Origin of the sequence: Nostoc sp. WHI (genome assembly GCF_015714725.1) — a bacterium.
In the GTDB taxonomy this organism is placed as follows: Bacteria; Cyanobacteriota; Cyanobacteriia; order Cyanobacteriales; family Nostocaceae; genus Nostoc.
The window spans coordinates 14,996-37,113 of record NZ_WBKM01000248.1 but is presented as its reverse complement, the minus strand read 5'-3'; the positions used below and the strand labels follow the sequence as shown (position 1 = coordinate 37,113).

The 22,118-nt window shown below is 40.5% G+C and carries 22 protein-coding genes; 6 read left to right on the top strand and 16 right to left on the bottom strand.

The genetic code is table 11. From position 1 onward, the window contains the following. Positions 1–124 precede the first annotated feature (124 nt). The 4 genes from F8S12_RS25490 to F8S12_RS25475 all read right to left on the bottom strand — a co-directional run bounded on the left by F8S12_RS25490 (position 125) and on the right by F8S12_RS25475 (position 4,542). A complete protein-coding gene (locus F8S12_RS25490; protein WP_196519092.1) occupies positions 125–823 on the bottom strand; it encodes an ABC transporter substrate-binding protein in 699 nt (232 codons plus the stop codon). A gap of 21 nt (positions 824–844) precedes the next feature. Beyond that, the gene (locus F8S12_RS25485; protein ID WP_196519091.1) at positions 845–1,327 is read right to left on the bottom strand and encodes a tetratricopeptide repeat protein; all 483 of its coding nucleotides are present in this window, start codon (positions 1,325–1,327) and stop codon (positions 845–847) included. Between the two features lie 645 nt (positions 1,328–1,972). Further along, complete coding sequence (locus F8S12_RS25480) at positions 1,973–3,181, bottom strand: carbonate dehydratase (protein WP_230968266.1); 1,209 nt, start codon at positions 3,179–3,181, stop codon at positions 1,973–1,975. Between the two features lie 83 nt (positions 3,182–3,264). Beyond that, entirely contained in the window at positions 3,265–4,542 is a 1,278-nt protein-coding gene (locus F8S12_RS25475; RefSeq protein WP_196519090.1) for a CCA tRNA nucleotidyltransferase, read from the bottom strand. Positions 4,543–4,628: 86 nt separating this feature from the next. Between F8S12_RS25475 and F8S12_RS25470 the strand changes: the two genes are divergently transcribed. Beyond that, on the top strand, positions 4,629–4,877 hold the full coding sequence (locus F8S12_RS25470; protein WP_196519089.1) for a Ycf34 family protein: 249 nt from the start codon (positions 4,629–4,631) through the stop codon (positions 4,875–4,877). Positions 4,878–5,414: 537 nt separating this feature from the next. On the opposite strand, the gene F8S12_RS42450 is transcribed toward F8S12_RS25470, so the two are convergent. Further along, positions 5,415–5,546: a hypothetical protein gene (locus tag F8S12_RS42450; protein WP_442946829.1), complete on the bottom strand. Its 132-nt coding sequence runs from the start codon at positions 5,544–5,546 to the stop codon at positions 5,415–5,417. Between the two features lie 675 nt (positions 5,547–6,221). Between F8S12_RS42450 and F8S12_RS25465 the strand changes: the two genes are divergently transcribed. Then, a complete protein-coding gene (locus F8S12_RS25465; protein ID WP_196519088.1) occupies positions 6,222–6,860 on the top strand; it encodes a 6-aminohexanoate hydrolase in 639 nt (212 codons plus the stop codon). 359 nt (positions 6,861–7,219) lie between these two features. Continuing rightward, positions 7,220–7,876 (top strand): tRNA (adenosine(37)-N6)-threonylcarbamoyltransferase complex dimerization subunit type 1 TsaB, encoded by a 657-nt coding sequence (tsaB, locus tag F8S12_RS25460; protein ID WP_196519087.1) that lies wholly within the window; start codon positions 7,220–7,222, stop codon positions 7,874–7,876. A gap of 79 nt (positions 7,877–7,955) precedes the next feature. On the opposite strand, the gene F8S12_RS25455 is transcribed toward tsaB, so the two are convergent. Next, a complete protein-coding gene (locus F8S12_RS25455; protein ID WP_196519086.1) occupies positions 7,956–8,240 on the bottom strand; it encodes a hypothetical protein in 285 nt (94 codons plus the stop codon). Between the two features lie 63 nt (positions 8,241–8,303). Next, positions 8,304–9,224, bottom strand: coding sequence for a DUF928 domain-containing protein (locus F8S12_RS25450; RefSeq protein WP_230968265.1), 921 nt, complete (start codon positions 9,222–9,224; stop codon positions 8,304–8,306). A gap of 494 nt (positions 9,225–9,718) precedes the next feature. Between F8S12_RS25450 and F8S12_RS25445 the strand changes: the two genes are divergently transcribed. From F8S12_RS25445 to F8S12_RS25435, 3 genes are all read left to right on the top strand, one after another. Next, positions 9,719–10,453 (top strand): DCL family protein, encoded by a 735-nt coding sequence (locus tag F8S12_RS25445; protein ID WP_196519084.1) that lies wholly within the window; start codon positions 9,719–9,721, stop codon positions 10,451–10,453. Between the two features lie 104 nt (positions 10,454–10,557). Beyond that, positions 10,558–10,803, top strand: coding sequence for a DUF1902 domain-containing protein (locus tag F8S12_RS25440; protein ID WP_196519083.1), 246 nt, complete (start codon positions 10,558–10,560; stop codon positions 10,801–10,803). Beyond that, positions 10,804–11,001: a type II toxin-antitoxin system HicA family toxin gene (locus tag F8S12_RS25435; RefSeq protein ID WP_196519082.1), complete on the top strand. Its 198-nt coding sequence runs from the start codon at positions 10,804–10,806 to the stop codon at positions 10,999–11,001. It begins immediately after the preceding gene. A 102-nt stretch (positions 11,002–11,103) separates the two neighbouring features. Here the strand turns inward: F8S12_RS25435 and F8S12_RS25430 are convergent, their stop codons facing one another. From F8S12_RS25430 to hepC, 9 genes are all read right to left on the bottom strand, one after another. Beyond that, positions 11,104–11,565: a GMC family oxidoreductase gene (locus tag F8S12_RS25430; RefSeq protein WP_196519081.1), complete on the bottom strand. Its 462-nt coding sequence runs from the start codon at positions 11,563–11,565 to the stop codon at positions 11,104–11,106. A 60-nt stretch (positions 11,566–11,625) separates the two neighbouring features. Further along, positions 11,626–12,747, bottom strand: a complete 1,122-nt coding sequence (locus tag F8S12_RS25425; RefSeq protein WP_196519080.1) for a glycosyltransferase family 4 protein — start codon at positions 12,745–12,747, stop codon at positions 11,626–11,628. A gap of 114 nt (positions 12,748–12,861) precedes the next feature. Then, entirely contained in the window at positions 12,862–14,304 is a 1,443-nt protein-coding gene (locus F8S12_RS25420) for an O-antigen ligase domain-containing protein (protein ID WP_196519079.1), read from the bottom strand. A 118-nt stretch (positions 14,305–14,422) separates the two neighbouring features. Next, on the bottom strand, positions 14,423–15,367 hold the full coding sequence (locus tag F8S12_RS25415; RefSeq protein WP_196519078.1) for a glycosyltransferase family 2 protein: 945 nt from the start codon (positions 15,365–15,367) through the stop codon (positions 14,423–14,425). After that, positions 15,285–16,487 (bottom strand): glycosyltransferase family 4 protein, encoded by a 1,203-nt coding sequence (locus F8S12_RS25410; RefSeq protein WP_196519077.1) that lies wholly within the window; start codon positions 16,485–16,487, stop codon positions 15,285–15,287. The genes F8S12_RS25415 and F8S12_RS25410 overlap by 83 nt, the downstream gene beginning before the upstream one ends. 133 nt (positions 16,488–16,620) lie before the next feature. Further along, positions 16,621–17,613: a glycosyltransferase family 2 protein gene (locus tag F8S12_RS25405; protein ID WP_196519076.1), complete on the bottom strand. Its 993-nt coding sequence runs from the start codon at positions 17,611–17,613 to the stop codon at positions 16,621–16,623. A 64-nt stretch (positions 17,614–17,677) separates the two neighbouring features. After that, positions 17,678–18,826: a glycosyltransferase family 4 protein gene (locus tag F8S12_RS25400; RefSeq protein ID WP_230968264.1), complete on the bottom strand. Its 1,149-nt coding sequence runs from the start codon at positions 18,824–18,826 to the stop codon at positions 17,678–17,680. A 149-nt stretch (positions 18,827–18,975) separates the two neighbouring features. Continuing rightward, a complete protein-coding gene (gene hepA, locus F8S12_RS25395) occupies positions 18,976–20,826 on the bottom strand; it encodes a heterocyst formation ABC transporter subunit HepA (RefSeq protein WP_196519074.1) in 1,851 nt (616 codons plus the stop codon). Between the two features lie 130 nt (positions 20,827–20,956). Further along, complete coding sequence (hepC, locus tag F8S12_RS25390; RefSeq protein WP_196519073.1) at positions 20,957–21,688, bottom strand: heterocyst development glycosyltransferase HepC; 732 nt, start codon at positions 21,686–21,688, stop codon at positions 20,957–20,959. Between the last annotated feature and the right edge of the window lie 430 nt (positions 21,689–22,118).

The window sequence follows — 22,118 nt, the reverse complement described above, 5'->3', positions numbered from 1 at the left end:
AAAATCTGGAGAATAGCAAGCGATCGCTTACTTATTGTAATAGCCTACCCCTTTATTGACAAATCGCAAGGTGTATGCATCCTTGTAATTAACATTGGATTTGGAAATCTTGGTATTAACCATGCTAATCTGCTAATAAAAATATCACTGGCTTAAACCCGCCTTGCTTTTCAATTGCGAAGGGTTCAGATGTGATATAACCTTGCTGAACTGAGTTTTTGTCAGTCAGAAAGGGAGCAGGATTAAAGTTGTAAGGGCGCTTTTGATCATCGGTAAAACCATACTTTGCTTGGAGTAAAGGCCAATAGGTGACGTTAGCGGCAGCAGAGACATAAATTGGTTTGCCTTTGAGGTCAGCAAGGCTTTTAGTTGCTGTGTTAGGATGGGCAACGAGACATTGGGGGTCTTTCTGAAAGATTGCTGCGACTGTAATTTTGGGAATACTTTGTGCTATGGCGTTGACAGCATCAATGCCATAACCCATGAAGAAATCTACCGCACCCCCCATCAACAATTGAGTACCACTCGGAACCTGGGGACCACCCATTTTGATGGTGACATCTAAACCGTAGTCTTTGTAAATACCAGTGGCGTAGGCGCAGCCCGTCGTAGACATCGCTTGGTAAAATCCGCCGTGTTCTGCTTGCGCTATCCAGTTTGTGCCAAATATAACTTTATCTAATCGAGATCTGCTAATTAACGGTTGGTTGTTGTTAGCACAAGCTGCAATGACGCTACCACTAATCCAGATAGAACCGTATTGAATAAAACTGCGGCGACTAAGGCGATGAATTGCTGTTGATGAGGGTGATGACGGATTCATAAAACAGTATAATCCTCTCTCCTATCTGCCGTTGTAGCTGAATCTAAATGTACATTCTAGAATCAACTTTTGATTCACTAAGGAATAGGGCTGAATTTCTAAAGCACGTTTAAAAGCTTGGATAGCTTGACCATACTCTCCTAGTGCCGCATAACACAAGCCCATACCGTGAAGCGCCCCAAAATGTATCGGATTTATCTGCACAACCATCTGACAATCTGCCAGAGATTTTTGATAATCACCAATACTGTAATATAGAAAAGCTCGCCGATTCCAAGCTTCGGCAAAATCTGGCTGGTCTTTGATGAGTGCCGTCAGTGCTGTTTCGGCTTCAGGAATTTCACCTGCATCCAGTAACTTTTGACTACGGTCAATTATTTCCAGCCCATAAATTCCCTTTTGCTGAAACCAGATCCGCCAGATTTTTCTGGTTGCCTTTTCGCGGACTGTGGCATTGGGATTTTTCAACTCTTCCAGTAAGGAATTAATAGATAAAGAATCCATAAATTTGAAATCAGTGAATATACCCTTCTTTTAACTTTCTCACAAAATATATCTACAAAATCATTTTTAAAGTCATCTTTAAATTTACGGTGATTAATTGTTAATTATGAAATTTCTGTATTTTTTACTTAATTCAGCAATACGACTAATCCTAGACTCGACATTTAGAGTCCTAAGTATTGGTTATGAGGATACCAAACTTTTAAAAATAAAAACTGAGTACTAAGTAGTTGACACATCCCTAGTGACTAATAGTTCATAAAAACATTACAAAAAAACAATGACTATGCCAAAGCATTTGAGCTTAAACTTGAGACACTGAGGTTAAAATTTTAAGTTCTAATTCTCCTCTCATCTCCTCATCGCCCTCTTATTACTTCGATTTATAGGACTCTTGTCTGATTTCTGAACAAGATTTCAGATAAAACTCTGATAAAACGGGCTTTTCAGTCTCAGGATGTTTTCACAAATCAAATCGCAGTCCTATATCAGGCTTTATGAGAAATGTGAGTTAAGCCCCTTTTTCTATGCAACCTCACAGGTAGCAAACTATAATTCCTAATATATCGTTATAGTTTGCTACCTGTGAATTCAAATTCACTTTGTCAACAGCATCGACAGCTCATTTCACCTTTAGTCCTGTGTTCAAGCTTTTAATGCATCTGCCTGCTCTTGAGTTGTAACAACTGCTGCTTCTGGAACTTTGACTCCATCTTGAAGAGTTACACCAACGACAATCGCTCCGGTACCAATGGTTACATTATTGCCAACCTTGGAGCGAAACAATATAACGTCGTCTTCAATAGTCAGGTTATCGCCAACCTCCAATGGGCCGTGAAAAACAATATTGTCATCTGTGTTCAAGTTTTTACCAATACGAATACTAGTACCTTTCAAAGCGTGGAAAGTAACACGATCTTCGATCTTCGCATTGTCACCAATGACAATGGGCGAGCCTTCGTCCGCACGAATTGAGGTTCGTCTACCTACTACGCTGTTACTACCTAGTTGGACATTTCCAACAATTCGAGTAAATTCTTCAAACTGCACATTCTGTCCAATAGTTGGTTTAACTGGATTGGAATTCCAGGACGTTTTAGGTGCAATACCAATTCCTGTCACCGCATCAAAACCCGATTTTTTATAAAGTTGACCATAGTGTTCGGCAAACTCTTCATTTACCTTCAACACCTCCTCCTGAAATTCAGCGTTAGCTTTCGTTTTTAATGATAGAGCGTTGGCTTGAGCTTGGGTTGTAATGACAGCACCAATTGGCACTAAACGGTCTTTGCCAATGCGTACGTTTGAAATCTTTGCACCATGCAATACAAAAGCGCCATCTTCTAAAACAACATTGTTTAAATCAGCAAGGAAACCTATAAATGTAAAGTTACCAATTTTGGAATTCTTTATTTTTGCTTGATGTGCAATGCTGACTCGTTCTCCGGTACTGCTTGAGCGCTTTCCACAGTTGGATGAAGGAGCTGGGGTATTTCGTAATGCTAATAATAAAATGTTGTCCTGAAGGTTTGTTTCATTACCAAGACAGATTTGAGTGTCCGGATCTGCACTAAGTGTAGTATTAGACGCAACAAAAACTTTTTTACCAATAAATACGTTACCAAATAGTTCAACCAAAGGACTGATGAAGCTGGAATTGACAACGATCTTTTGTAAATTCTGTAAGCGAACTAATGAACTTTTTTCTGCTGCGGCTGCAAAACTGCTATCATGAGATACCAGGGCAAGACTTAGTATCAAAGCGGATAAAAAGCATCCAATCACTAAAAATTTGAGTTTTTTTCTCGACTTCACAATCATATTTATTCCTTTTTTAGCTTTGCGATCGCTCATAAAATTTCCCTAATCATCTCACTCTTTGGGCTGGCAATAGTGGCATTATCATCATAATCATCAAGCAAATTGCTCAGGTATATTTAACCCTCAAGTAACTGACGTGCAAATGCGATCGCCTCTGTGGATGTTGAGACTTTCCCCTCAGCTTGCGCTACGGCAATTTCTGAGAGCAGTTTGCCTATTATTGGCGAAGCCGGAATATCTAATGTTATAATTAATTCCTTCCCGCTCACTAAGGGAGTGGGATGAGCGACCAGATCATCAGGGTTCAGGTAGCGGTTGATCAAAAATGGCAAGATAAGCGATCGCAGCGCCTTGTCGCCAGACATCGCCTCTACCAAATTATCAAATGCTACAGCTAGCACTACTGTAGCAGGAAAAACAATATCTGCGTTATAGAACAAAAAGTACTGTTCTCGCAATGACATATCGATTACTTGAAGCTGTGGTAACACTTTTATCGCAGTGGTTACACCCCGGATTTCGGCACGACTATAGGTTAGTTTCTGTAATTCTATCTCTGCTAATTCTGGATTTGGGTTAACAAGACAAGCAAGTTTAGCAATACCTAACCAAGTGGTTTTAATACTATCGCGGACATACTCTTGTAATTGTGTCCCTAATTGTGGCCAATTTTGGGTTAGTGAAACAGCTGCATTGTCAACTGCTGCTAGTTTGATTAAGCTTTCACGAGTGGCATTTTTGAAGAAAGGGGCAATTAAACCATCTTCCCAAGCACTTGTTATCCAGGGAGTACCCTGAGAATTTCCCAGCAGATAGCCGATTTCTACCCTAACTCGTTCTGCGGCAACTTTGCTGATATGTGATGCTAAGGAACGAATTGCGGCTTGGGTAGCTGGCTCAATGGTAAAACCTAGTTGGGCGGCTTGGCGATAAGCACGCATTAACCGCAAAGGGTCATCTTCTAGGTTGGCGGGTGATATCATTCGCAAAATACCCTGTTGTAAGTCTGCATCACCTTGCAGAGGATCGATAATTTCTTGCGTATGCGGATTATAAGCGATCGCATTGACTGTAAAATCTCGTCTGTGCAAGTCAACTTCTAAACTATTTCCTTCCTGTTGGGCAAAATCAGCTGTAGCGTGGGGAAAAACCACACGGGCAATTTGTCGTTCTCGATCAAGTAACACAAAACCAGCTTGGTAATGATGAGCGATCGCTCTGGCAACTTTTACCGCGTTAGATGGTATAACAAAATCTAGATCCAGGTATTCACGAGTTCTGCCCAGGATGGCATCTCGGACAGCGCCACCTACCATGTAAGCAGGTTGTGGCAGCCATTCCAAGCTAAAAGGCCAATTTTCGGGAGCGAGGGTAGAAAAAACTGATTCACGCATTGTAATAAAAATCAACCCAGCAACTCATGAATAACAGTTGGGCTTAAGCTAGATTAACAATAAAGGCGTCTGGAGTTGGTTCTATTATGTGTATTTGCGTGAACTGCCACTATGTAGACAGCTGTTTTACCTATCATGCCGTTGAAGGGCAGCACCAACAGCCTCACTTGACTGAAACACCAGATTTTGACCCGAATGAACCTTCTATCAATGTCAACATTCGGACTAAAGATGATGTAATTGAAATGGAATGGGATGTTGTTGGTTGTCTGAGCTTTAAGCGGGAAATGGGTAAGTGGTCGAAGTTGCGTCCTGGTGAATTAGTGCCGACTTGACAATTTAACAGTAGTATGTTAAGTTCATGTCCATTAGTAACAGAACCTTGACAATTGAATCACAAGTTTCCTAATGAAAGCAAAAGTATTTATTTTGACTTTGGACACGTAAGTTTTGTGGGGGGGGTATGGCGATCGCTCAAACCCTGATTCTTTCGTTGACCCCCTCGACAAGCTGCTGTGTAAGCGTTTGAGCGGATGTACTATTAGATTTTTGTCAATAATTTAGGCTTATTGACAAGTAAATTAGACCCACTCGAAAATGACCTTTGAAGACCAGTCACAGTAAGGGTTCTAGAAGGGTGGGGTTTACTCAATCACTTCCCCTCACGGGGATGGAAACCTTTTAGAAGTCTCCCAGACGCAACTAAACGTTACAGTTTACTCAATCACTTCCCCTCACGGGGATGGAAACTTTTGTTGTTTACAGTATTTAATACAGTTATACGTCCCAGTTTACTCAATCACTTCCCCTCACGGGGATGGAAACCCCCCTGCTCGACAATCCGCGAGTTTCATTTCTCTCAGTTTACTCAATCACTTCCCCTCACGGGGATGGAAACCTTCTGGACTGGATACAATATCTACAACACTGTATTCTTGTTTACTCAACCACTTCCCCTCACGGGGATGGAAACTAAATCCTTGAGTGTTCAGGTCTACGGTCATCAAAATCGTTTACTCAATCACTTCCCCTCACGGGGATGGAAACTATTCAGCATTGAGGTCGGGGTTGCCAGTCCAGAATTGTTTACTCAATTACTTCCCCTCACGGGGATGGAAACAATATGCAATTATGATCACATATTGACCGACACTCGTAAAGTTTACTTAATCACTTCCCCTCACGGGGATTGAAACCCATCTTTGTCTTCCTTCTTCTCAATTGTTACGTGAGTTTTTCAATCACTTACCCCTCACGGGGATGGAAACTGCGCCTTAGATAGTGTCGAACCTCCATTCTGGAACAGTTTTTCAATCACTTCCCCTCACGGGGATGGAAACTTGACTATGATGTGGTTGAATAGATAAATCAAGTCAACTCTAAAAAATCAATATTTTAATCAACTTTGACCACAGAACTAAAACACCTCACAACCAAAAAATACGCGAGGCTAATGTATTATACAGATGGAGATAACGATGGGTGACAAGAGAATTTTTAAGCGTCCCACAACTAACAAAAGTTATTATTAGGAAGGCGATAAGGCGATCCGGAAAACGAACCGCAGAGGACGCAGAGATCACGGAGGAATGAGAGTTTGAGAGGGTTTTTGCGTAGTCCTATTAGGGAGGCGATAAGGCGATCATATAATATAAAGAAGCCAACCAAGAGAAAACAGTATGACCAACGCACAGCGACTAGACAATGTAGAAGATGAACTCGAAACTGTTAAGCAGTTGCTAGTGTCTACTGCCAGCTACGGAGAATCAACAAGCAGACGGCTTGACCAGTTAACCATAAAACAAGACCGTACCCAAGTTCATCTTGACCAGTTGACCATCAAACAAGACCGTACCCAAGTTCATCTTGATCAGATAGGGGTGCGGCTTGACGAGTTAACCATAAAACAAGACCGTACTCAATCTCACCTTGATCAGTTGACCATCAAACAAGATCGTACCCAATTTCACCTTGATCAGTTGACCATCAAACAAGACCGTACCCAATTTCACCTTGATCAACTAGGGACACGTGTTGACCCGATAGGGGGAAATGTTGACCAAGTTTCTGATAAGCTTGATAGTTTTATCACTCACACACAACGCCTATTTACAAAGACAGGTAGTGAGATAGAGGAAACAAAGGCACGAACTGAACGATTAGAAGCACTCATGATCAGGCTTGACCGAAACTATGAGGAACAAAAATCTCAGTTTCAGGAGTTTAAACTTACTACGGGTGCTGCCTTAGAGCGAATTGACCGAGTTTTAGACTATCTACTGAGACAGCAAGGCGGTAATCCAAATCCCCCATCTTAACTGCGATCTCTCACAAACCTTGCAAAAAACCCGTTTGACTGGTTGTTACTCAACTGATTTGTTACTTTTTAATTATTCAGTAAAACCTTATAAAAGTAGTTGATTATACTTTTCAATTAAGAACCGCTATGTTATATCATGTTCGACTTAATACTTATGTCATTGCGAGGGTCGCGCGGCAATCCCAAAACCTTGCGATTGCTTCTCTACGAGACGCTGCGCGAACATTTCACTTCTCTACGAGACGCAAGCGCGAACGTTGCATTCGCAATGACATATCGTAAGTGATTTGCCGAACTTGATATTATATGCTTGAATAAATCACATTAACTCTATAAAAATATATATTTTAATTAACTTTGACCACAGAACTAAAACACCTCACAACCACAAAATACGCTTTATCACTCCACACCAGCACTCCCGAATTAGGACTAGCAATTAGTAATTTTGCAGGCGAAACTCGCTCTCAAGTTTGGAATTTGGGACGTGATTTATCTAGCTTAATACATCAACATTTAATTGAATTTATCAAACCCCAAACTTGGGCAGATTTGTCTTATATCGCAGTTGCAAAAGGCCCTGGCGGCTTTACGGGTACTCGTATTGGTGTTGTCACCGCTCGTACTTTGGGACAACAATTAGATATTCCTGTATTTGCGATTTCAACTTTAGCAGCAGTAGCTTGGTCAGAAGCCGGTAAAAGTCAAAATCCAAAAACTATTGCTGTGGAAATGCCAGCACAACGGGGTCAATTTTTTGTTGCTATTTATCAGTTTGAGCCAGATGCTTCTGGACTAAGAGCGTGTTTACCAGATACAGTTATGACACCAGAAGGATGGCAAGAAACTTTAGCTAATTGGAATACCAGTGATCAGCTAATTGAAGCCAAATCTGGGTTAGCAGCGACGGTGACGAGTATCTTGGAACTAGCTAATCTCGATTGGCAAGAGGGCAAATCTCCTAATTGGTCAGAGGCTTTGCCCTATTATGGGCAACATCCGGTAGAAATTTAAGAGGATGTTTTAAGTTTTGAAATTAAATCATTGGACATAAACCTTAGTAATTGCCTCCAGCATTTTAGCGATCGCGCATTCACGCTGTCTGAACATAATCCAGCAGTGGTGGGAAAATCTTAGCTTTTTCGCAAGAAACCAATATAAGCATTAAGCTAGAGTTCGATTCGCGTATGTAGTTATACAAAACAGAAAAAGCTTTGGTTGTTAAATAATGAGCGTTTTTGAGTATGACAACTACTTTTGTCTTACTTGATTCTGACAACGCTATCTTAGTTTGCTTTATTAAATTTTCAATATCTTTAGCTTCGTAACTAACTTGAGCATCAAATTCTATTGCTAAATCGCATAAATAAGGTGTCATTTTTGTTCTTCTCCCGTTTCTGGTTTGGTTACTTTCTCGAAGCGTAGTGTGTAAGTCCTGAATTTATTTCTGGGCGGTACAACAGGGCAATAAAGGCTTGTTTACAACTTCTTTAATGTCTACTGAATTCAACAAATCTTCCCAATATTTCTGAACTTCGGGGTCATTAGGACGCTGGCGGCGTAAATTAGCCAAAGTTCTCAGAGAGTCTTCCCAAAACCCAGCTGTTGCAAATAGGACTGCGCGATCTAAGTCTGTACTTGGTTGTTTTAGCTGAAGAGATAGGTTTTCATCTTGCGATCGCACTATTTTGCCTTCTACGTATGAGTCTTTATCGCGGTTACGAGGATCACAAATCATTGAAAAAGTCCAAGTATACTCTTTACCAATTTGTAGAGATGGCTGATTAGCAGGTAAACCTACACTAACAATACCAGTTTGTCCAGCAGGTTTAAAAGTTTCTTTATACACTGGGTCACTGTTGTCATCATCCTGCAAAACAAATTCCAGTGCTTGTACTGGTACAGAGGTTTGAGGAATGTAGAAAAAGAATGTGGGATGCTCTGCTGTGGTTCGTTGAGCTTCCTTATCTGTTGGTGTCAGGGGAATGAGAAATTGTCCAGTTTGAAAGCAATTTCCCCGTGTTCCTGCTGACCTTACTCTACCAGGTCTACCTGGGACGAAGGCAATACGATTTCTGCTACTTCCACGTTGAATGTAACCTGTAATATTTCTAATTGCAGCAGTAGCATACCGATCACCAGGACGTACCCGCTCTGCTTGCTGAAAATATCCTAAAGCTTTTCGATAGTTTCTCCGTCTGGTTTCATTATAGCCAAGTTGCATATATTGGGTGTAAGCAGATTTGGCTTGTGCCACTTGAAAAACCGACTCTGTTGCCAAAACCTGAGCAGTGATTACATGATCTAAGGGAAGAAATGCCAAAGCAGCAAGCAGATAGCTTGCCCAATATCTATGTTTCATGATGTCCATACCACTTGTACTACATTGCTTGAATCTATATAATACAGTAGCCTAAGCTGGACAGTTGCAAGATTTTATGTGTGCTACTTTGTAGGAAGGTTGAGCTAGCCTTCTGATTTTTATCCAACAAGATTCCTGAGTTTTACCCTTTGCAATGATCATATCCAAAAGTTGCATAGCCTCGTCGATGTTGTTGGCGAGCATTTGCCCTTCTGTGTCTGTACTTGGTTGTTTTAGCTGAAGCGATCGCCTTATTGCAGCTACCGCAGTTTACCACTAGTTGACATTGGCTACAGTCGATACCAATCTCACGGGTGCTTCCTGGTTACAAACATTAAGCTAGACAGAAAATTCACGAATCACACAAATATAGCCTCTCCCTTGCCGGACACTGGAATGTCTATAAAAACTATGTAATTACATATACAATATAGCTTGTATAACGTAAGTGTAATTATTAGTTACGTATCAGGTAACATCTTTAGGAAAAGCTAATGGCAAGACAGCCCATTGTTCTGAATGGCAAAGAGTTCAAATTTCAGAAGAACGCCAAAGAATACTTTAAGCAAATGCTTGAAAGGTATCGTAATGGTCAGACGGTTAATACTGATGATCATGAAATGCTTCTCGCCCTCATTGAGCGTCATCCTGAAGCTGACAAAAAGATTGGATGTGGTGTAAAGCGCCTCTATAAGGATAGAACCGATATGCCTACAAGTTGTTTCTGGATAGAGCGTGAAGATGGCAGTAAGACTGACTTCTCCTACCCAACAGCTATAGCTGCAAGAGAAAAGTCACTATATCAAGAATTCTTTGAGGCTTGTCGAAATGCAGTTCAAGACGACCTCAAGAAGACTAAAGAACAATTTTTTGGTAAATTTGCTGATGAGACTGGCAAAGTGAAATGTGACATTACAGGCGAAAAAGTCGCTATCTACGAGAGTCATCTCGACCACAAAAAGCCTTTAACACTCCAAGTTATTGTAAATACATTTCTTGCTGCTAATGAAATTGAGATTAAGCCTGAAATGCTTTCTCTGTCTCAGGATGCTCAATTCCAAACTACCTTTTTAGATATTGAAATTAAAGATAAATTCAAGCGCTATCACCATAAGATAGCTGATCTAAGAATAATAAAAACTGAACTAAATCTTAGTCTTGGAGGTTCTGAGAGAATCTTAAAGTCTAAGAAACCAGTAATTATTCCAAAAGAATTATTCGATGATTGATAATATTTCATTCAATATTGGGACGATGCCATACTTCACCCAAGAAGCTATTCAATTGTTTTAAACTTGAATTACTGTAGTAAATTTGTATGTAACGCTCGAACATGACACAAAACACATTTAAGGTTCAAGCATTTTGGGATAAAGATGCAGAAGTTTGGGTAGCAAGTAGTGAAAACGTGCCAGGATTGGTAACAGAAGCTTCTACGATTGAGTCTCTTACGCAAAAACTCAAAGAAATGATACCAGAACTCCTTATTTTGAATCGAATTGTGCCTTCTGATTATGTGGGTTCTATCAGCTTTGAATTAACCAGCCATCGAGAAGAGTTGATAGAGGTGGCTTCATAAATGGGTTTGTCTTTTACTCCTGAGTTGAAAAAGATGCTTTTGGAAGCTGGGTGCTACTTTGAAAGGCAAGGCAAGGGAGACCATGAAATTTGGTATAGTCCAATCACAGACCGTCGTTTTGTGGTAGATAGTTTCATTAAGTCACGACATACAGCTAACACAGTTTTGAAACAAGCAGGACTGTCTAAAGCTTTTTAATTTTGATAATTTTTGTGTCGAGATATTGAATACTGGACAACTCGTTGAGCATAGCGATCGCTACGTTTAAAACTGTGACGATTTTATGTAAAGTTGTACTTATTAAAACAATTCAGCTTTCAGATGGTCTGCCAATCGAATTGCTAAAGCGACAATAGTAAGCGTAGGATTAGCATAGCCTCCTGTAGGGAAAACAGAGCTACCTGTTATGAATAAATTAGAGATGCCGTGAACTTGACAATTTGCATCTACTACTCCTTGTTTTGGGTCATGAAGCATACGTGTTGTTCCCATATTATGATGAGTACTAAGAGAAGCAACTGGACGATCTCCATCTAATTCAATCTGCAATTTACCCAGTCCTGCACTAGCAAATTCTTCTGCAAATACTAGCTGCGATCGCTTCACACTACAAATATCTATTTTGCTCCAATGATTAGTTAATTTTGCTTGATGCCCAATTAATTCTCTTGCGAGTGTAATTCCTGCTGGGGCAGCACCAACTATACAAACTTCGGCATTAATAACTTCATCTATTGGCAATTTCCGGCTATCAATCAACATATTTTTTGTTTCACCCAGAGGCGCAGAGAAGAGTGTAAAAGAACGATTTTTGTAGGAACTTTAAGAAATACTCGGCATCGCAGAACGAATTGCACTAATAAAATTTTGGGCATAATTCTGCGTTGAGAAATCGAGGGCGCGTTGCCTGGCAGCCATTCCCGCACTTTGGGCAAATTCTTGTTCGTCCAGATAGCGGAGAATTGCGATCGCTAATTTCTCTGCATCGCCGTAAGGTGTTAATAGTCCATTCATGCCATCGGTAATAATCTCTGTTGGGCCGCCTGCACTGCCAGCAATCACAGGTTTACCCAGCGCCATCGCCTCAATAATTACAATCCCAAACGGCTCTTTATCTGAGGCATGGACAAATACATCCATCGCCTGCACCCACTCTGGAATATTACGCTGTAACCCAGCCATAATTACTTGGTCTTTCAAGCCCAAGGCGGCGATTTCCGCTTTTAAGAAGTCCTCATAATCTGGTTCTAAATCGTGCTTACCGCCAACCACTACACAATGAGCATCAGGATACTTCTGTAAAATTTTGGGCATTGCTTGCACCAATACGTGCATTCCCTTCCATCGTTGCAATCGTCCAACAATTCCAATCAACGGCCCATGTAAAGGTAAGCCCAGTTTCCGCCGTGTTTCTTCAGGAGAAGGCAAAGCATTAGGCTCAAATCGGTCTAGTGCGACACCAGGATAAACCAAAGGTGTTGGTCTGTGGGGCCAAATCTCTGCCTGTGCTTGCTTACCATCTTGCGAGAGAGTGATAATTGCACGAGCGGGTATTAAAGTAGCAATTCGTACCAACCAAGTTTTGTCACTAGGTACTTCTAGTTGATACCACACAGCAGGCAACCCCGCCAACATTGCCGCCAAACCTCCAGATATATGCGTAATCCACATCCAATTGACAATTATATCTGCACGTTCGCGGCGTGCGATCGCAGCTATCCGAAAAACAGCGCCAATAAAACGGTGGATTTGGCGTAAACGTCCACTTTCCACAACTCGCGCATCAATACCCAGGGACTTTACTTGTTCTACCATCGGGCCGTCTTCTAAAAATATCACCAGCCACTCAACACCGGCATTACGTCCCTGCTGTACCAAATCCCAAAGCATCATTTCACCGCCGCCTCGTTGCTCGGCTAGTGGCATTACAATAATTACTTTCATAATTTCAACCTTTGTTTAAGTTTATTCACTAGAAATAGATGTATGAATTTTGTTTCGCGCAAAGGCGCAAAGACGCAAAGAAAGAATCAGGAGTTTTAGACAAAAAATCTTCTCTTACGCCCTTTTTGCTGTAATTTCTTGATGTTGATAATATTTATGTCCTGCCATAGCCATAGCTAAAAATCCCCAAAGAACCATGCCTGCCACACTCAACATCCCGCTACCAATAATTAGCTGTGTAGAAGAACTGATACCAATGGCGCGGGCAGCACTGATAAAACTATCAAAACGACCTTCGCCATAGCTGCTAACACTAATAATCAACAAAATTAATCCACCCATATAAAAAATAGCTCCAAACCAACCAAGGGTGAAAAACATATCTAAAATGCCACTATCAATCACCACAACTTCGATTTGACCAGTTTTTTCATTGACCTTCCAGATATTTCCTAAGCCGTTACCTAGACCATTAGAAAGAGCTAAACCAAGGTTTTTGTCATAACTTCCCGATCTATCTTTAAAACTATTATCTTTTTCAAGATTAGAAAAAGTTTCTAAACGGGCTGCTACAACCCCAGCAATTGGCTCGATAGTTGTTAATGGCACAACACAAATTGCCATCACTACAATTATGGTAATTAAGCGCATTTGAATTCGGGTTTTGACTGAACCCATAATCATAATTACTCCCAATAACCAGCCTCCCCAATTAGTACGGGCTTGTGTCAATAGGAAGGATAAGTAACCAACAGCAGAAGCAGGAAAAATTAAGTTTCCTGAACTGGTAAATAACAACAGCAAACCAGCCTGCATGACGGAACCAAAGGGGCCGACTGAGTGCAACGTACTCCATACGCGCATCCCGAAAGGCACAGGATTGCCAGAACTCATGAATAGTTTTGATTCGATGAGCCAATATCTATCCCACTCAGGAGCTACCACAAATTGATATACACCATAAGCTCCTAAAATCAACACACACCAAAGAAATGTTCGCTGAATGTTCTGGCGATAACTGGGATAATCTCGCCAGTTCATAAATAAGTGAAAAGCGAAAATGATCGGACTGAGCCAATCCATTAATCCGCGTGCTACAGGGATAGGTTGATTATAAATCAGACCGATTAGAAAGCCATAGAACACTCCGATAAAAGCCAAAACAAACGGCAATCCCCCTTTACGAGAAGCGCTAGGAAAGTGTCGCAAGAATGTTGCTATGGTGACAAATACCACTAAATAGGGTGCTATGAGCATTTGACGGGTAGCATCCCAGCCCACTCGATAGTCAACTAAGCGGGTAGCTAAGGGGGTAAGGAACCAGATCCACCAAGTAAAGCTGATGTAGAGAATGGGATGCCGCAAGTATAAAAATACGGCTACTATTAAAGCTGTTACTGGATAAATCAGACGTAATGCAGCAGTAGCACCAGCAAAATAGCAAACTACAGTTAGTAATAGGAAGCCTGCGATCGCCATCCAACCCTGTAGCGATCGCTCTTCGGGAGAATAGTTTTCTTGTAAAAAACTATTGTAAAGTATCTGCTTAGAATTCATTCAATTTTAGATTTTGGATTTACCAAAGGTTTGTAGTAAGCACTTTAGTGCTTAGAAAATAAGGACTAAAGTCCTTACTACAAACTTGTTTACCCATCAATTTCAACTTGACAGACCACTAGAGATAAGAAGAAATTGAATTTTGAATTTTGAATTGTTTATATCCCTGCCAACGCCCACGCCAGGATGCTATCAACTTTTTACCCGCAAACTGCCCTTGACTGGGTAAAAATCTCAGCCATTGTACTAAGCCCAAGCTATCGCATGTACCCACGAATATTGCCCAGAATAAAAATACAATCCGGCGGATAAATGGCAGATGCTCTAGTAAAACTAAAGTTTCATTATGGACTAAGTTAATAAAGGCAATTTCATTAAAGTTATTTCGCTGATCTTCATCAAAACGTTGTGCCGGATAGTGATCTACGGCAACGTTAGGATCATAAATTATCTTCCAACCAGCCCGCTTTAATGTTAGAGTAAATGCCATTTCAAAGTGTACCTGTGCACCAGTACCACGCATCCGTTCGTCAAAGCGCAATTGCCCGATTGCCTCTTTACGAAAACTCATGTTTACGCCCTTGAGAACATCGACTTCGCGGGGTTGTCCTACTCCCAGGTGATGGTTGCCAATCACTCGCCCAAACCATTGCAACTGTCCGACTATTAAACGGGATTCGTCTTCTAATTTGCTGCCGTGGTGTACCCAATCACGCCCACCAAGACCGCCAATGCAACTATCACAGATAAAGTGGGCAGCGATGCGCTGTAACCAATCTGGGTGGGGTGCAGCATCATCATCAGTAATGGAAACAATATCGCCCTCCACCTCAGCTAGTCCGGCGTTGAGGGCTGCTACTACCCCCGATTGTGTCACTTTTACAGTATGCAGTGGCAGATTGTGCGCTTTGAATTGCGCTAGGAATTGCCAAGTTTCTGCATCTGTATCGCGGACAACCACTATCACCTGATCAACTGGTTTAGTTTGCTCCTGTAGCGCCAAAAGGCAGCGTGATAGGTCTTGTGGACGGCGATAAGTCGGTATAAGAACGGTGTTCCGCATTCTTGCTTAACTCCTCGAATAAATCCACATAAGTTTGTGCCATAGTAGTCCAGCTATGTTGTTCTGCCACAGAGCGAGCGGCTTGACTCATCTGCTGCATTAGCGGACGATCGCTCACCAAGGACATCAGCGCCACAGCTAAAGCCTCGATATCATCTGAGTTGGATAAGACGATGCCACATTCTGATGTCACCAACTCTGCACCCCCGGTTGCCGTGGCTGTAATCACTGGCAGTCCTGAAGAAAGTGCTTCTAACAATACGAGGCTGCAAGCTTCGTATCGGGAAGGAAAAACAAATAAATCTACTGCTCGCATAATTTCAGGGATATCACGGCGAAATCCGATAAAATGCACGCGATCGCTTAATCCCAAAGAGGCGGCTAGTTGTGGGAAGGGACTACCTTCGATATGACCTACCACCGCCAGATGTAAATCGGGAACTTTCGCCAAGGCGTGCAGCACTGTATCTAAGTTCTTTCTTGGTGTGCGGATATCTCCGGCGAATAATGCTAGGGTGACATTCTCTGGTAAACCTAATTTTTGGCGATTGCTTTCACCAGGGGTAAACTCTTCTAGGTCTACGCCATTGACAATTACGCGAATGTGAGAACGTGGTACACCAATGTTGACTAATTCTTGGGCTACTTTTTCCGATACAGCTACGACAATCTGCGCTTTTTGGAAGGCTTGTTTTTCCCAACGAGCATTAAAAGCCGTAAATAGCCACTGGTAAAAACCATACAAATCTCGACGGTTGCGAGAAATATGAACAGGCGATCGCAACCATGAACTGTGGACAAAATGTACAGCATTCACATCAGCCGCAGCCATATTAATTGCTCCATTGATTTTAACTAAATCAATGTCAGAGCGATTTTGATGCAACCAATCTGCACTTTTTTGGGCAAATATGAAATTACGAACAAATTCGGTGGGATAGCTTTTAACTGGAATTGAAATCCAATTAACTTGGCTATTGTCTTCTAGTTCTGGTGCGACTTCACTAGCTAATAATGTCAGGTGATGACCACGACGGATTGCTTCTTGAGTAACTTCGTAGTTTACTCGTCCCTGACCATCGCCTTTTTTGATTTTATGAGTAACAATACAAAGTTTCATACACTAACTTCCTGAAGATAAAAGCTCACGCAGAGACGCGGAGGCGCAGAGAAAGAGTTTAAAAATAATCTTCTTTTCTTTCCTTTGCGGGTTGTTTAAAAATAACTTTCACAACTCAGATATGGTTGCTATACTATTTCGATGTTCTTATTAGCTTACTCGCTAAAGTTTGCGGAGTAAAACTAAGACCAAGTGCGGCTATAGTTCGCACATTAAATTTTTGTTTTTTCAATGCCTGCCAAAAATAAGGACGTGCTGCTGATATTTGTTCACTTCGGAGCAAACCAATTCCCAAAGTTGTATTAGCTTCTAACCATTTCTGTTCAAAGTATTTCTGAAATTCCTGTAGACGAGTGTCTTGCATAAAGACTTGATAACAAAAAATTTCGCTTTTAGCTTTGCGGATTTTTGCCTGCACATCTCGACTACCACTAAGCATAGTATCAGTTTGCTCATGGGCGCGATATCGCGTTAATCTTTCTGGATAGTAATAAGCACCACGACCAGATATGCAACAAAGGTAAGTTAAATATAAATCCCACATCCCGCCAACTTCTGAGGGAATACTATCCCAATCAATAAAATTATTGCGAATTACACAAGATGCGGCAGTGGGTATGCTTTTATCTATCAATCCAATTTTGGAGAAAGGTTGATGAATTCCTTTTGCTAGTTTATCCCGCTTATAACCATGTGTATTTTCTTCAGTTCCAACATGATTAATTATGCTATTTGCATCTATGATATATTGGTCACAAAAAGCGAGAATTAACTCAGAGTTTTCTTCTAGTACTGGTACAAGCTTTGCTAAAAAGTCTTCATTCCACATATCATCGTCATGGAGACTAGCAACATATTTACCTTGCGCCATTTTGAAGGCGTGTTGCTGATTAGCTAACATGCCTACGTTTTGCTGATGCCGCCAAAATCTGATGCGTGAATCACCAAAAGATGCCACAAGTGCTTGAGGATTTTCTGAACTACAATTATCAGAAACAATAATTTCAATATTTTGATAAGTCTGTTTAATAGCACTAGCGATCGCTTGCTTGAGATACTCTGGTCGATTATAGGTAGGGATAATAACGCTAACTAAAGGTTGTTGGTATTCTTGATGCAATGACATATTTTTTCTCTTTCGATTTTTCTAAGTAAAAGATGCACCATTTGATGTTTTGACCAAACTAAGCTTATTTAATTTGAGAGATGCTATATGATTTTTTCGCTATGGAGGGAAATTCTGCTATTGTTTTTGCATAAATTGTTCGCAGATTATTTATATGAGCCTCCATTGTAAATTCTTTCATCAATAAAGCATGACCTTGTTCACCCATATATCGGCTTTTTTGATGATCTATATACAATTCATGAATAGCGTCGGCCAGCTTTTTGATATCATTTCCTGGAACAAGAATACCTGTTTCTCCATCTTGTAAATGTTCTGGAATTCCTCCGACTGCACTACCAATTACAGGTCGATAACGAGCATAAGCTTCTAAAGTTACAAGACCCGCAGGTTCAGGCCAAACACTGGGAAAGATGACGGCAAAACACTGTTGATAAAGTTGATTTAATTTATCGCGATCGCACCAACCATGCCAAGTTATTCGATTACTCAATTTGAGGGTGTTTGCTAACTTTTCTAAGCGGGGTCGTTCCCATCCTTCACCTGCAATATCAAGTTTAATTTGCGGGTCTGTATGTATTAAGGTTTTGAGTAGCCATTCCAGACCTTTATCAGAAACAATCCGTCCAGCAAACAAAATTCTATGATTTTGGTGGACTTCTAAACTCAGAGGTGTAGTTGCTATTTGTGGTAGAGAGATACCACAGTGTAGAGTTACAGTTTGCTCTGGGGGAACACCATTTTGAATCAATTGTTGCCGCACATATTCACTATTAGCAACAAAAGTAATTTTTGTCTTTTTTAAGACATCTAAGAACTGATGAGTGGTTTGAAATTCTCTAACAGTTCTTAAAGGTCTACGGCTACCACATTTATCTACTAGTTTACCCCAAGTACATCCTAAATAAGAAAAGTTGCGATCGCAGATTGTGCGCTGCCCTGCTAAATATTTTGTACCGCTAGGACAATACAATGAGTGATTATGAACGCTGAAGACAGTAGGACATTCGCCTGTCAGCTGCAATAGTAAATCTGGGCTGTGGATGTGCAGCAACTTTAACTGACTTTGATCAACATTATTGAGCGATTTTATCACGCGATCGCTAACATCAGTTGGTCGATGTTCAAACAAAGAAGCTAAATAAGTTTCAACACCTCCGCCCCCAGTTTCCTCAAAATTAGAGCATTGATAAATTAGGTCTTTGTTAAACATTTTCTGATCCATGTTTTCCGTTCTTGTTCAGCAATACCATTTCATCAAATATCTGATATAGATACATAGCTATGCCCCTACAGTCGATTGATCTATTACAAATATTTTTGGAAATTGATTTAATTTTAACGAAAGTTTGGGGATTGTTTCTAATCTGGTTGACTCACTTCATACTGCATTTGATGATATTTCCAAAGCTTACCTTTGAGATCAAGTAGTTCTTTATAATTACCTTGCTCTACTATCCGTCCCTGTTCTAAAACTACAACTTTATCTGCTTTAGAAATAGTAGAAAGACGGTGAGCGATCGCAATCACTGTTTTACCAACAGATAGCTTTTCTAATGAATCTTGAATTAAGCGCTCAGATACCGAATCTAATGCACTAGTTGCCTCATCCAAAATCAAAATCTCTGGGTTACGTAGTAGAGCGCGCGCAATAGCAATTCGCTGCCTTTGTCCTCCAGATAATCTAACACCTCTATCTCCCAATTGGGTATCAAAACCTTCCGGCATTTCCAAAATAAATTCTAATGCATTCGCTAGTTCAGCAGCTATTTTAATTTCATCATTAGTTGCTCCTGGAGTCCCGTAAGCAATATTTTGCCAAACATTAGTATTGAAGATAAAAGTATCCTGACTAACGACAGCTATTTTACGGCGTAGGGAGTTAATTTCAAACTGCCGGATATCAACTTCATCAATATAAAGATATCCCTCTGTAGCATTATAAAATCGAGGAATTAAATCAGCAAGGGTTGTTTTACCAGCACCAGATGCTCCAACTAATGCTGTCATTTTTCCCTTTTCAATCGTCAGGGTAATATTATGCAACACTAAATTCTGATCATCGTAGCCAAAATCTACAGAAATTAAGTCTATTGACCTTTTTAAACCTTTAAACTCAATTGTGCCATTCTGAAAGTAATATTTATCATCACTTTTTAACAGATTTTTAATATTATCTGCTGAACCATGTAGAGTGCTGAGAAATGCTCTTGTACCATTAATATCTTGAACAAACGGAATAAAGCGAAATAGTACAAAGAAAAAGGTTAGCAAAGAAGAAACTTGTAGCGTTCCATTAGTAACCAAACTAGTGAACGCCAAAATAATCATTCCGACCAATACTGTAGTAGCTACACCTTCAGCAATTGGCTTGACAAGTGTCCAGGTAAATACAACTTTAGTTGTAGTACTTACTACCTTATTGCTAGCTTTGTAGTAACGCTGGCGCTCAAATTCTTGAGTACCACAGGAGTGAACAGTGCGAATGCCATTAATAAATTCTATGGCTGTTGATGTAAAATTAGAATTGGCAGTTGTCATGCCAAAACTTGATTCTCTGACTCTAGCGTTTAGAGTAGACAACCCTACACCTAAAAGTGTAAATAGTAATGCTGAAATCAGTGTTAGTTGCCATGATATCAAAAACATTGATATTAAGTAGACAAGAGTTGTCAATCCTCTAGTCACTAAAAAGGCTCCACCACTGAAACCCTGTCTGATCCTTTCAATTTCTGTAGTAATTGTGTTAATCAGTTCACCAGAACGAGTTTTGGCAAAGTAACTTAGCGATAATGATTGTAACTGTTCAAAAATTTGCTTACGTAAACGATCAGCAAGATGTAGTTGAGATAATTCGGTGTAGACTTGGGAAAAGTAATTGAAGGTTGCACGTAACCAAGTACTTAATAAAATCAGCAAAGATACGCGATACAGACGATTGATTGCCGATGTCTTTGCTCCCAAAACCCAAATATCAAACCAACCTATTCCTGTTTGGACAGGTTGAGCATTGGGACTAGTTAAGCTTTGCAAAAAGGAAAGCAAGAAACCAATACTTACACCTTCAAAAGTTGCCGCCAGAACTGAAAATATTAGAGCTAAAGTTGCAATTTTGCGAAAGTGTTTAAATTCTTGCAATATTAAATAGTTATCCTGCCAAAAGCTGGTAGCTTTGAGCAGATTGCGGAATGATTGAGGAAGTTTGAAAAGCATGGATTCTTCTAATAATAATTTGACATGTAATACCGATTACCTGTGAGGTTGCATAGAACAAGAGGCTTAAGCCCCTTGTTTCACTAAGCCTGATTTTGTGCAGTTTCACAAAGAATTGGTCTAAGAATTCTCAAAGTGTTTGGCTATCCAGATGTAACAGGTGGGGCTGGGCTTCTACTTCCCATAAAGCTGTAATTTCTGGTAGTTTATTTAGCTGTACTGCATCTTCTAAAGTCCAAGAACGAGATCCGGTCAAACTTATGTCACCCCGCAGCACGTTAAACAACTGCGGTAGATTGTCGAGACTGTATTTACGCATCCAACGCCCTAGCGGTGTGATATTGTGCTTTGTAGTTGAGCAGAACCTAATCGCTCGAAAGAGTCTACCTCGTTCTCCAACATGCCACTCACGGCAAAAAAGTGACCCTGGCGAGTAAGCCTGCATCAACACAACCAATCCCAGCATTACTGGACTAACTAATAACAGCAACATTAAAGCAGCAATCCAATCAATTAGTCGTTGTAAGGGTTGATTGGCTTGTTTCGGCAGTTTATTGCCAGGGGGTATGTGTAGGAATATTGGCTTATGAGCTTGTTCACATGCATCTGCCCAAAATCGGAGCAAAGCCTCACCTAGTTTTGGATCTATGCTTACCAAATTTACAGGAGAATGTTGTAAGCATTCTACTAGCGATCGCTGATTATTTAACGAAGGCAGATATGGTTGTTTAACTCGTCCAGGCAGCTTCACCAACAGTTTACCCCGTCGCCACTGGAGTGTGCAGTACCCAGAGCGATTATCTTGGTGTTGCCCAGTTACATCATATAAATCCTGTAGAGTTGGAATTATTGAAGTTGTCATAAATGTCTTTGGGATTATACAGAAGTGAATTGCTGAAGAGTTATCAAAGGCTATCAATGCCAAAGACCCAAATCCGCATCTTGTTCTAAGTCCAAAAAGTTGGAGATAATTGAGGGCAAAAACATGTTGTTACTATTTGCCACTCAGCCAAGCACATATCGTATAGAATTCTGCTGGTGTAGAGATATCTAAATTAGACAGATACTAATTACATAGGTAGCAATCAACGTTACTATCAATATTCATGGGCAAATCAGGATTTTCCGGGAACTATTGAAAGTTGAAAAGTGTAGAGGCAAATTACCCATGAATCTATATCTATGTTTAATTGGGCTGAGGTGTTTATTGTGTCAATAGATTTAACAAAATCAGTCCTCTCTTAATCTTCTAGCCTTTTTGAAGATGCTTTAATCTCTAGAGTATAAGACTA

What these genes read in the sequence shown, in the direction of transcription:
- F8S12_RS25490 (WP_196519092.1), bottom strand. Translation starts at nt 823, where the DNA reads ATGAATCCGTCATCACCCTCATCAACAGCAATTCATCGCCTTAGTCGC.
- F8S12_RS25485 (WP_196519091.1), bottom strand. Translation starts at nt 1,327, where the DNA reads ATGGATTCTTTATCTATTAATTCCTTACTGGAAGAGTTGAAAAATCCC.
- F8S12_RS25480 (WP_230968266.1), bottom strand. Translation starts at nt 3,181, where the DNA reads ATGAGCGATCGCAAAGCTAAAAAAGGAATAAATATGATTGTGAAGTCG.
- F8S12_RS25475 (WP_196519090.1), bottom strand. Translation starts at nt 4,542, where the DNA reads ATGCGTGAATCAGTTTTTTCTACCCTCGCTCCCGAAAATTGGCCTTTT.
- F8S12_RS25470 (WP_196519089.1), top strand. Translation starts at nt 4,629, where the DNA reads ATGTGTATTTGCGTGAACTGCCACTATGTAGACAGCTGTTTTACCTAT.
- F8S12_RS42450 (WP_442946829.1), bottom strand. Translation starts at nt 5,546, where the DNA reads ATGACCGTAGACCTGAACACTCAAGGATTTAGTTTCCATCCCCGTGAG.
- F8S12_RS25465 (WP_196519088.1), top strand. Translation starts at nt 6,222, where the DNA reads ATGACCAACGCACAGCGACTAGACAATGTAGAAGATGAACTCGAAACT.
- F8S12_RS25455 (WP_196519086.1), bottom strand. Translation starts at nt 8,240, where the DNA reads ATGACACCTTATTTATGCGATTTAGCAATAGAATTTGATGCTCAAGTT.
- F8S12_RS25450 (WP_230968265.1), bottom strand. Translation starts at nt 9,224, where the DNA reads ATGAAACATAGATATTGGGCAAGCTATCTGCTTGCTGCTTTGGCATTT.
- F8S12_RS25445 (WP_196519084.1), top strand. Translation starts at nt 9,719, where the DNA reads ATGGCAAGACAGCCCATTGTTCTGAATGGCAAAGAGTTCAAATTTCAG.
- F8S12_RS25440 (WP_196519083.1), top strand. Translation starts at nt 10,558, where the DNA reads ATGACACAAAACACATTTAAGGTTCAAGCATTTTGGGATAAAGATGCA.
- F8S12_RS25435 (WP_196519082.1), top strand. Translation starts at nt 10,804, where the DNA reads ATGGGTTTGTCTTTTACTCCTGAGTTGAAAAAGATGCTTTTGGAAGCT.
- F8S12_RS25430 (WP_196519081.1), bottom strand. Translation starts at nt 11,565, where the DNA reads ATGTTGATTGATAGCCGGAAATTGCCAATAGATGAAGTTATTAATGCC.
- F8S12_RS25425 (WP_196519080.1), bottom strand. Translation starts at nt 12,747, where the DNA reads ATGAAAGTAATTATTGTAATGCCACTAGCCGAGCAACGAGGCGGCGGT.
- F8S12_RS25420 (WP_196519079.1), bottom strand. Translation starts at nt 14,304, where the DNA reads ATGAATTCTAAGCAGATACTTTACAATAGTTTTTTACAAGAAAACTAT.
- F8S12_RS25415 (WP_196519078.1), bottom strand. Translation starts at nt 15,367, where the DNA reads ATGCGGAACACCGTTCTTATACCGACTTATCGCCGTCCACAAGACCTA.
- F8S12_RS25410 (WP_196519077.1), bottom strand. Translation starts at nt 16,487, where the DNA reads ATGAAACTTTGTATTGTTACTCATAAAATCAAAAAAGGCGATGGTCAG.
- F8S12_RS25405 (WP_196519076.1), bottom strand. Translation starts at nt 17,613, where the DNA reads ATGTCATTGCATCAAGAATACCAACAACCTTTAGTTAGCGTTATTATC.
- F8S12_RS25400 (WP_230968264.1), bottom strand. Translation starts at nt 18,826, where the DNA reads ATGTTTAACAAAGACCTAATTTATCAATGCTCTAATTTTGAGGAAACT.
- hepA (WP_196519074.1), bottom strand. Translation starts at nt 20,826, where the DNA reads ATGCTTTTCAAACTTCCTCAATCATTCCGCAATCTGCTCAAAGCTACC.
- hepC (WP_196519073.1), bottom strand. Translation starts at nt 21,688, where the DNA reads ATGACAACTTCAATAATTCCAACTCTACAGGATTTATATGATGTAACT.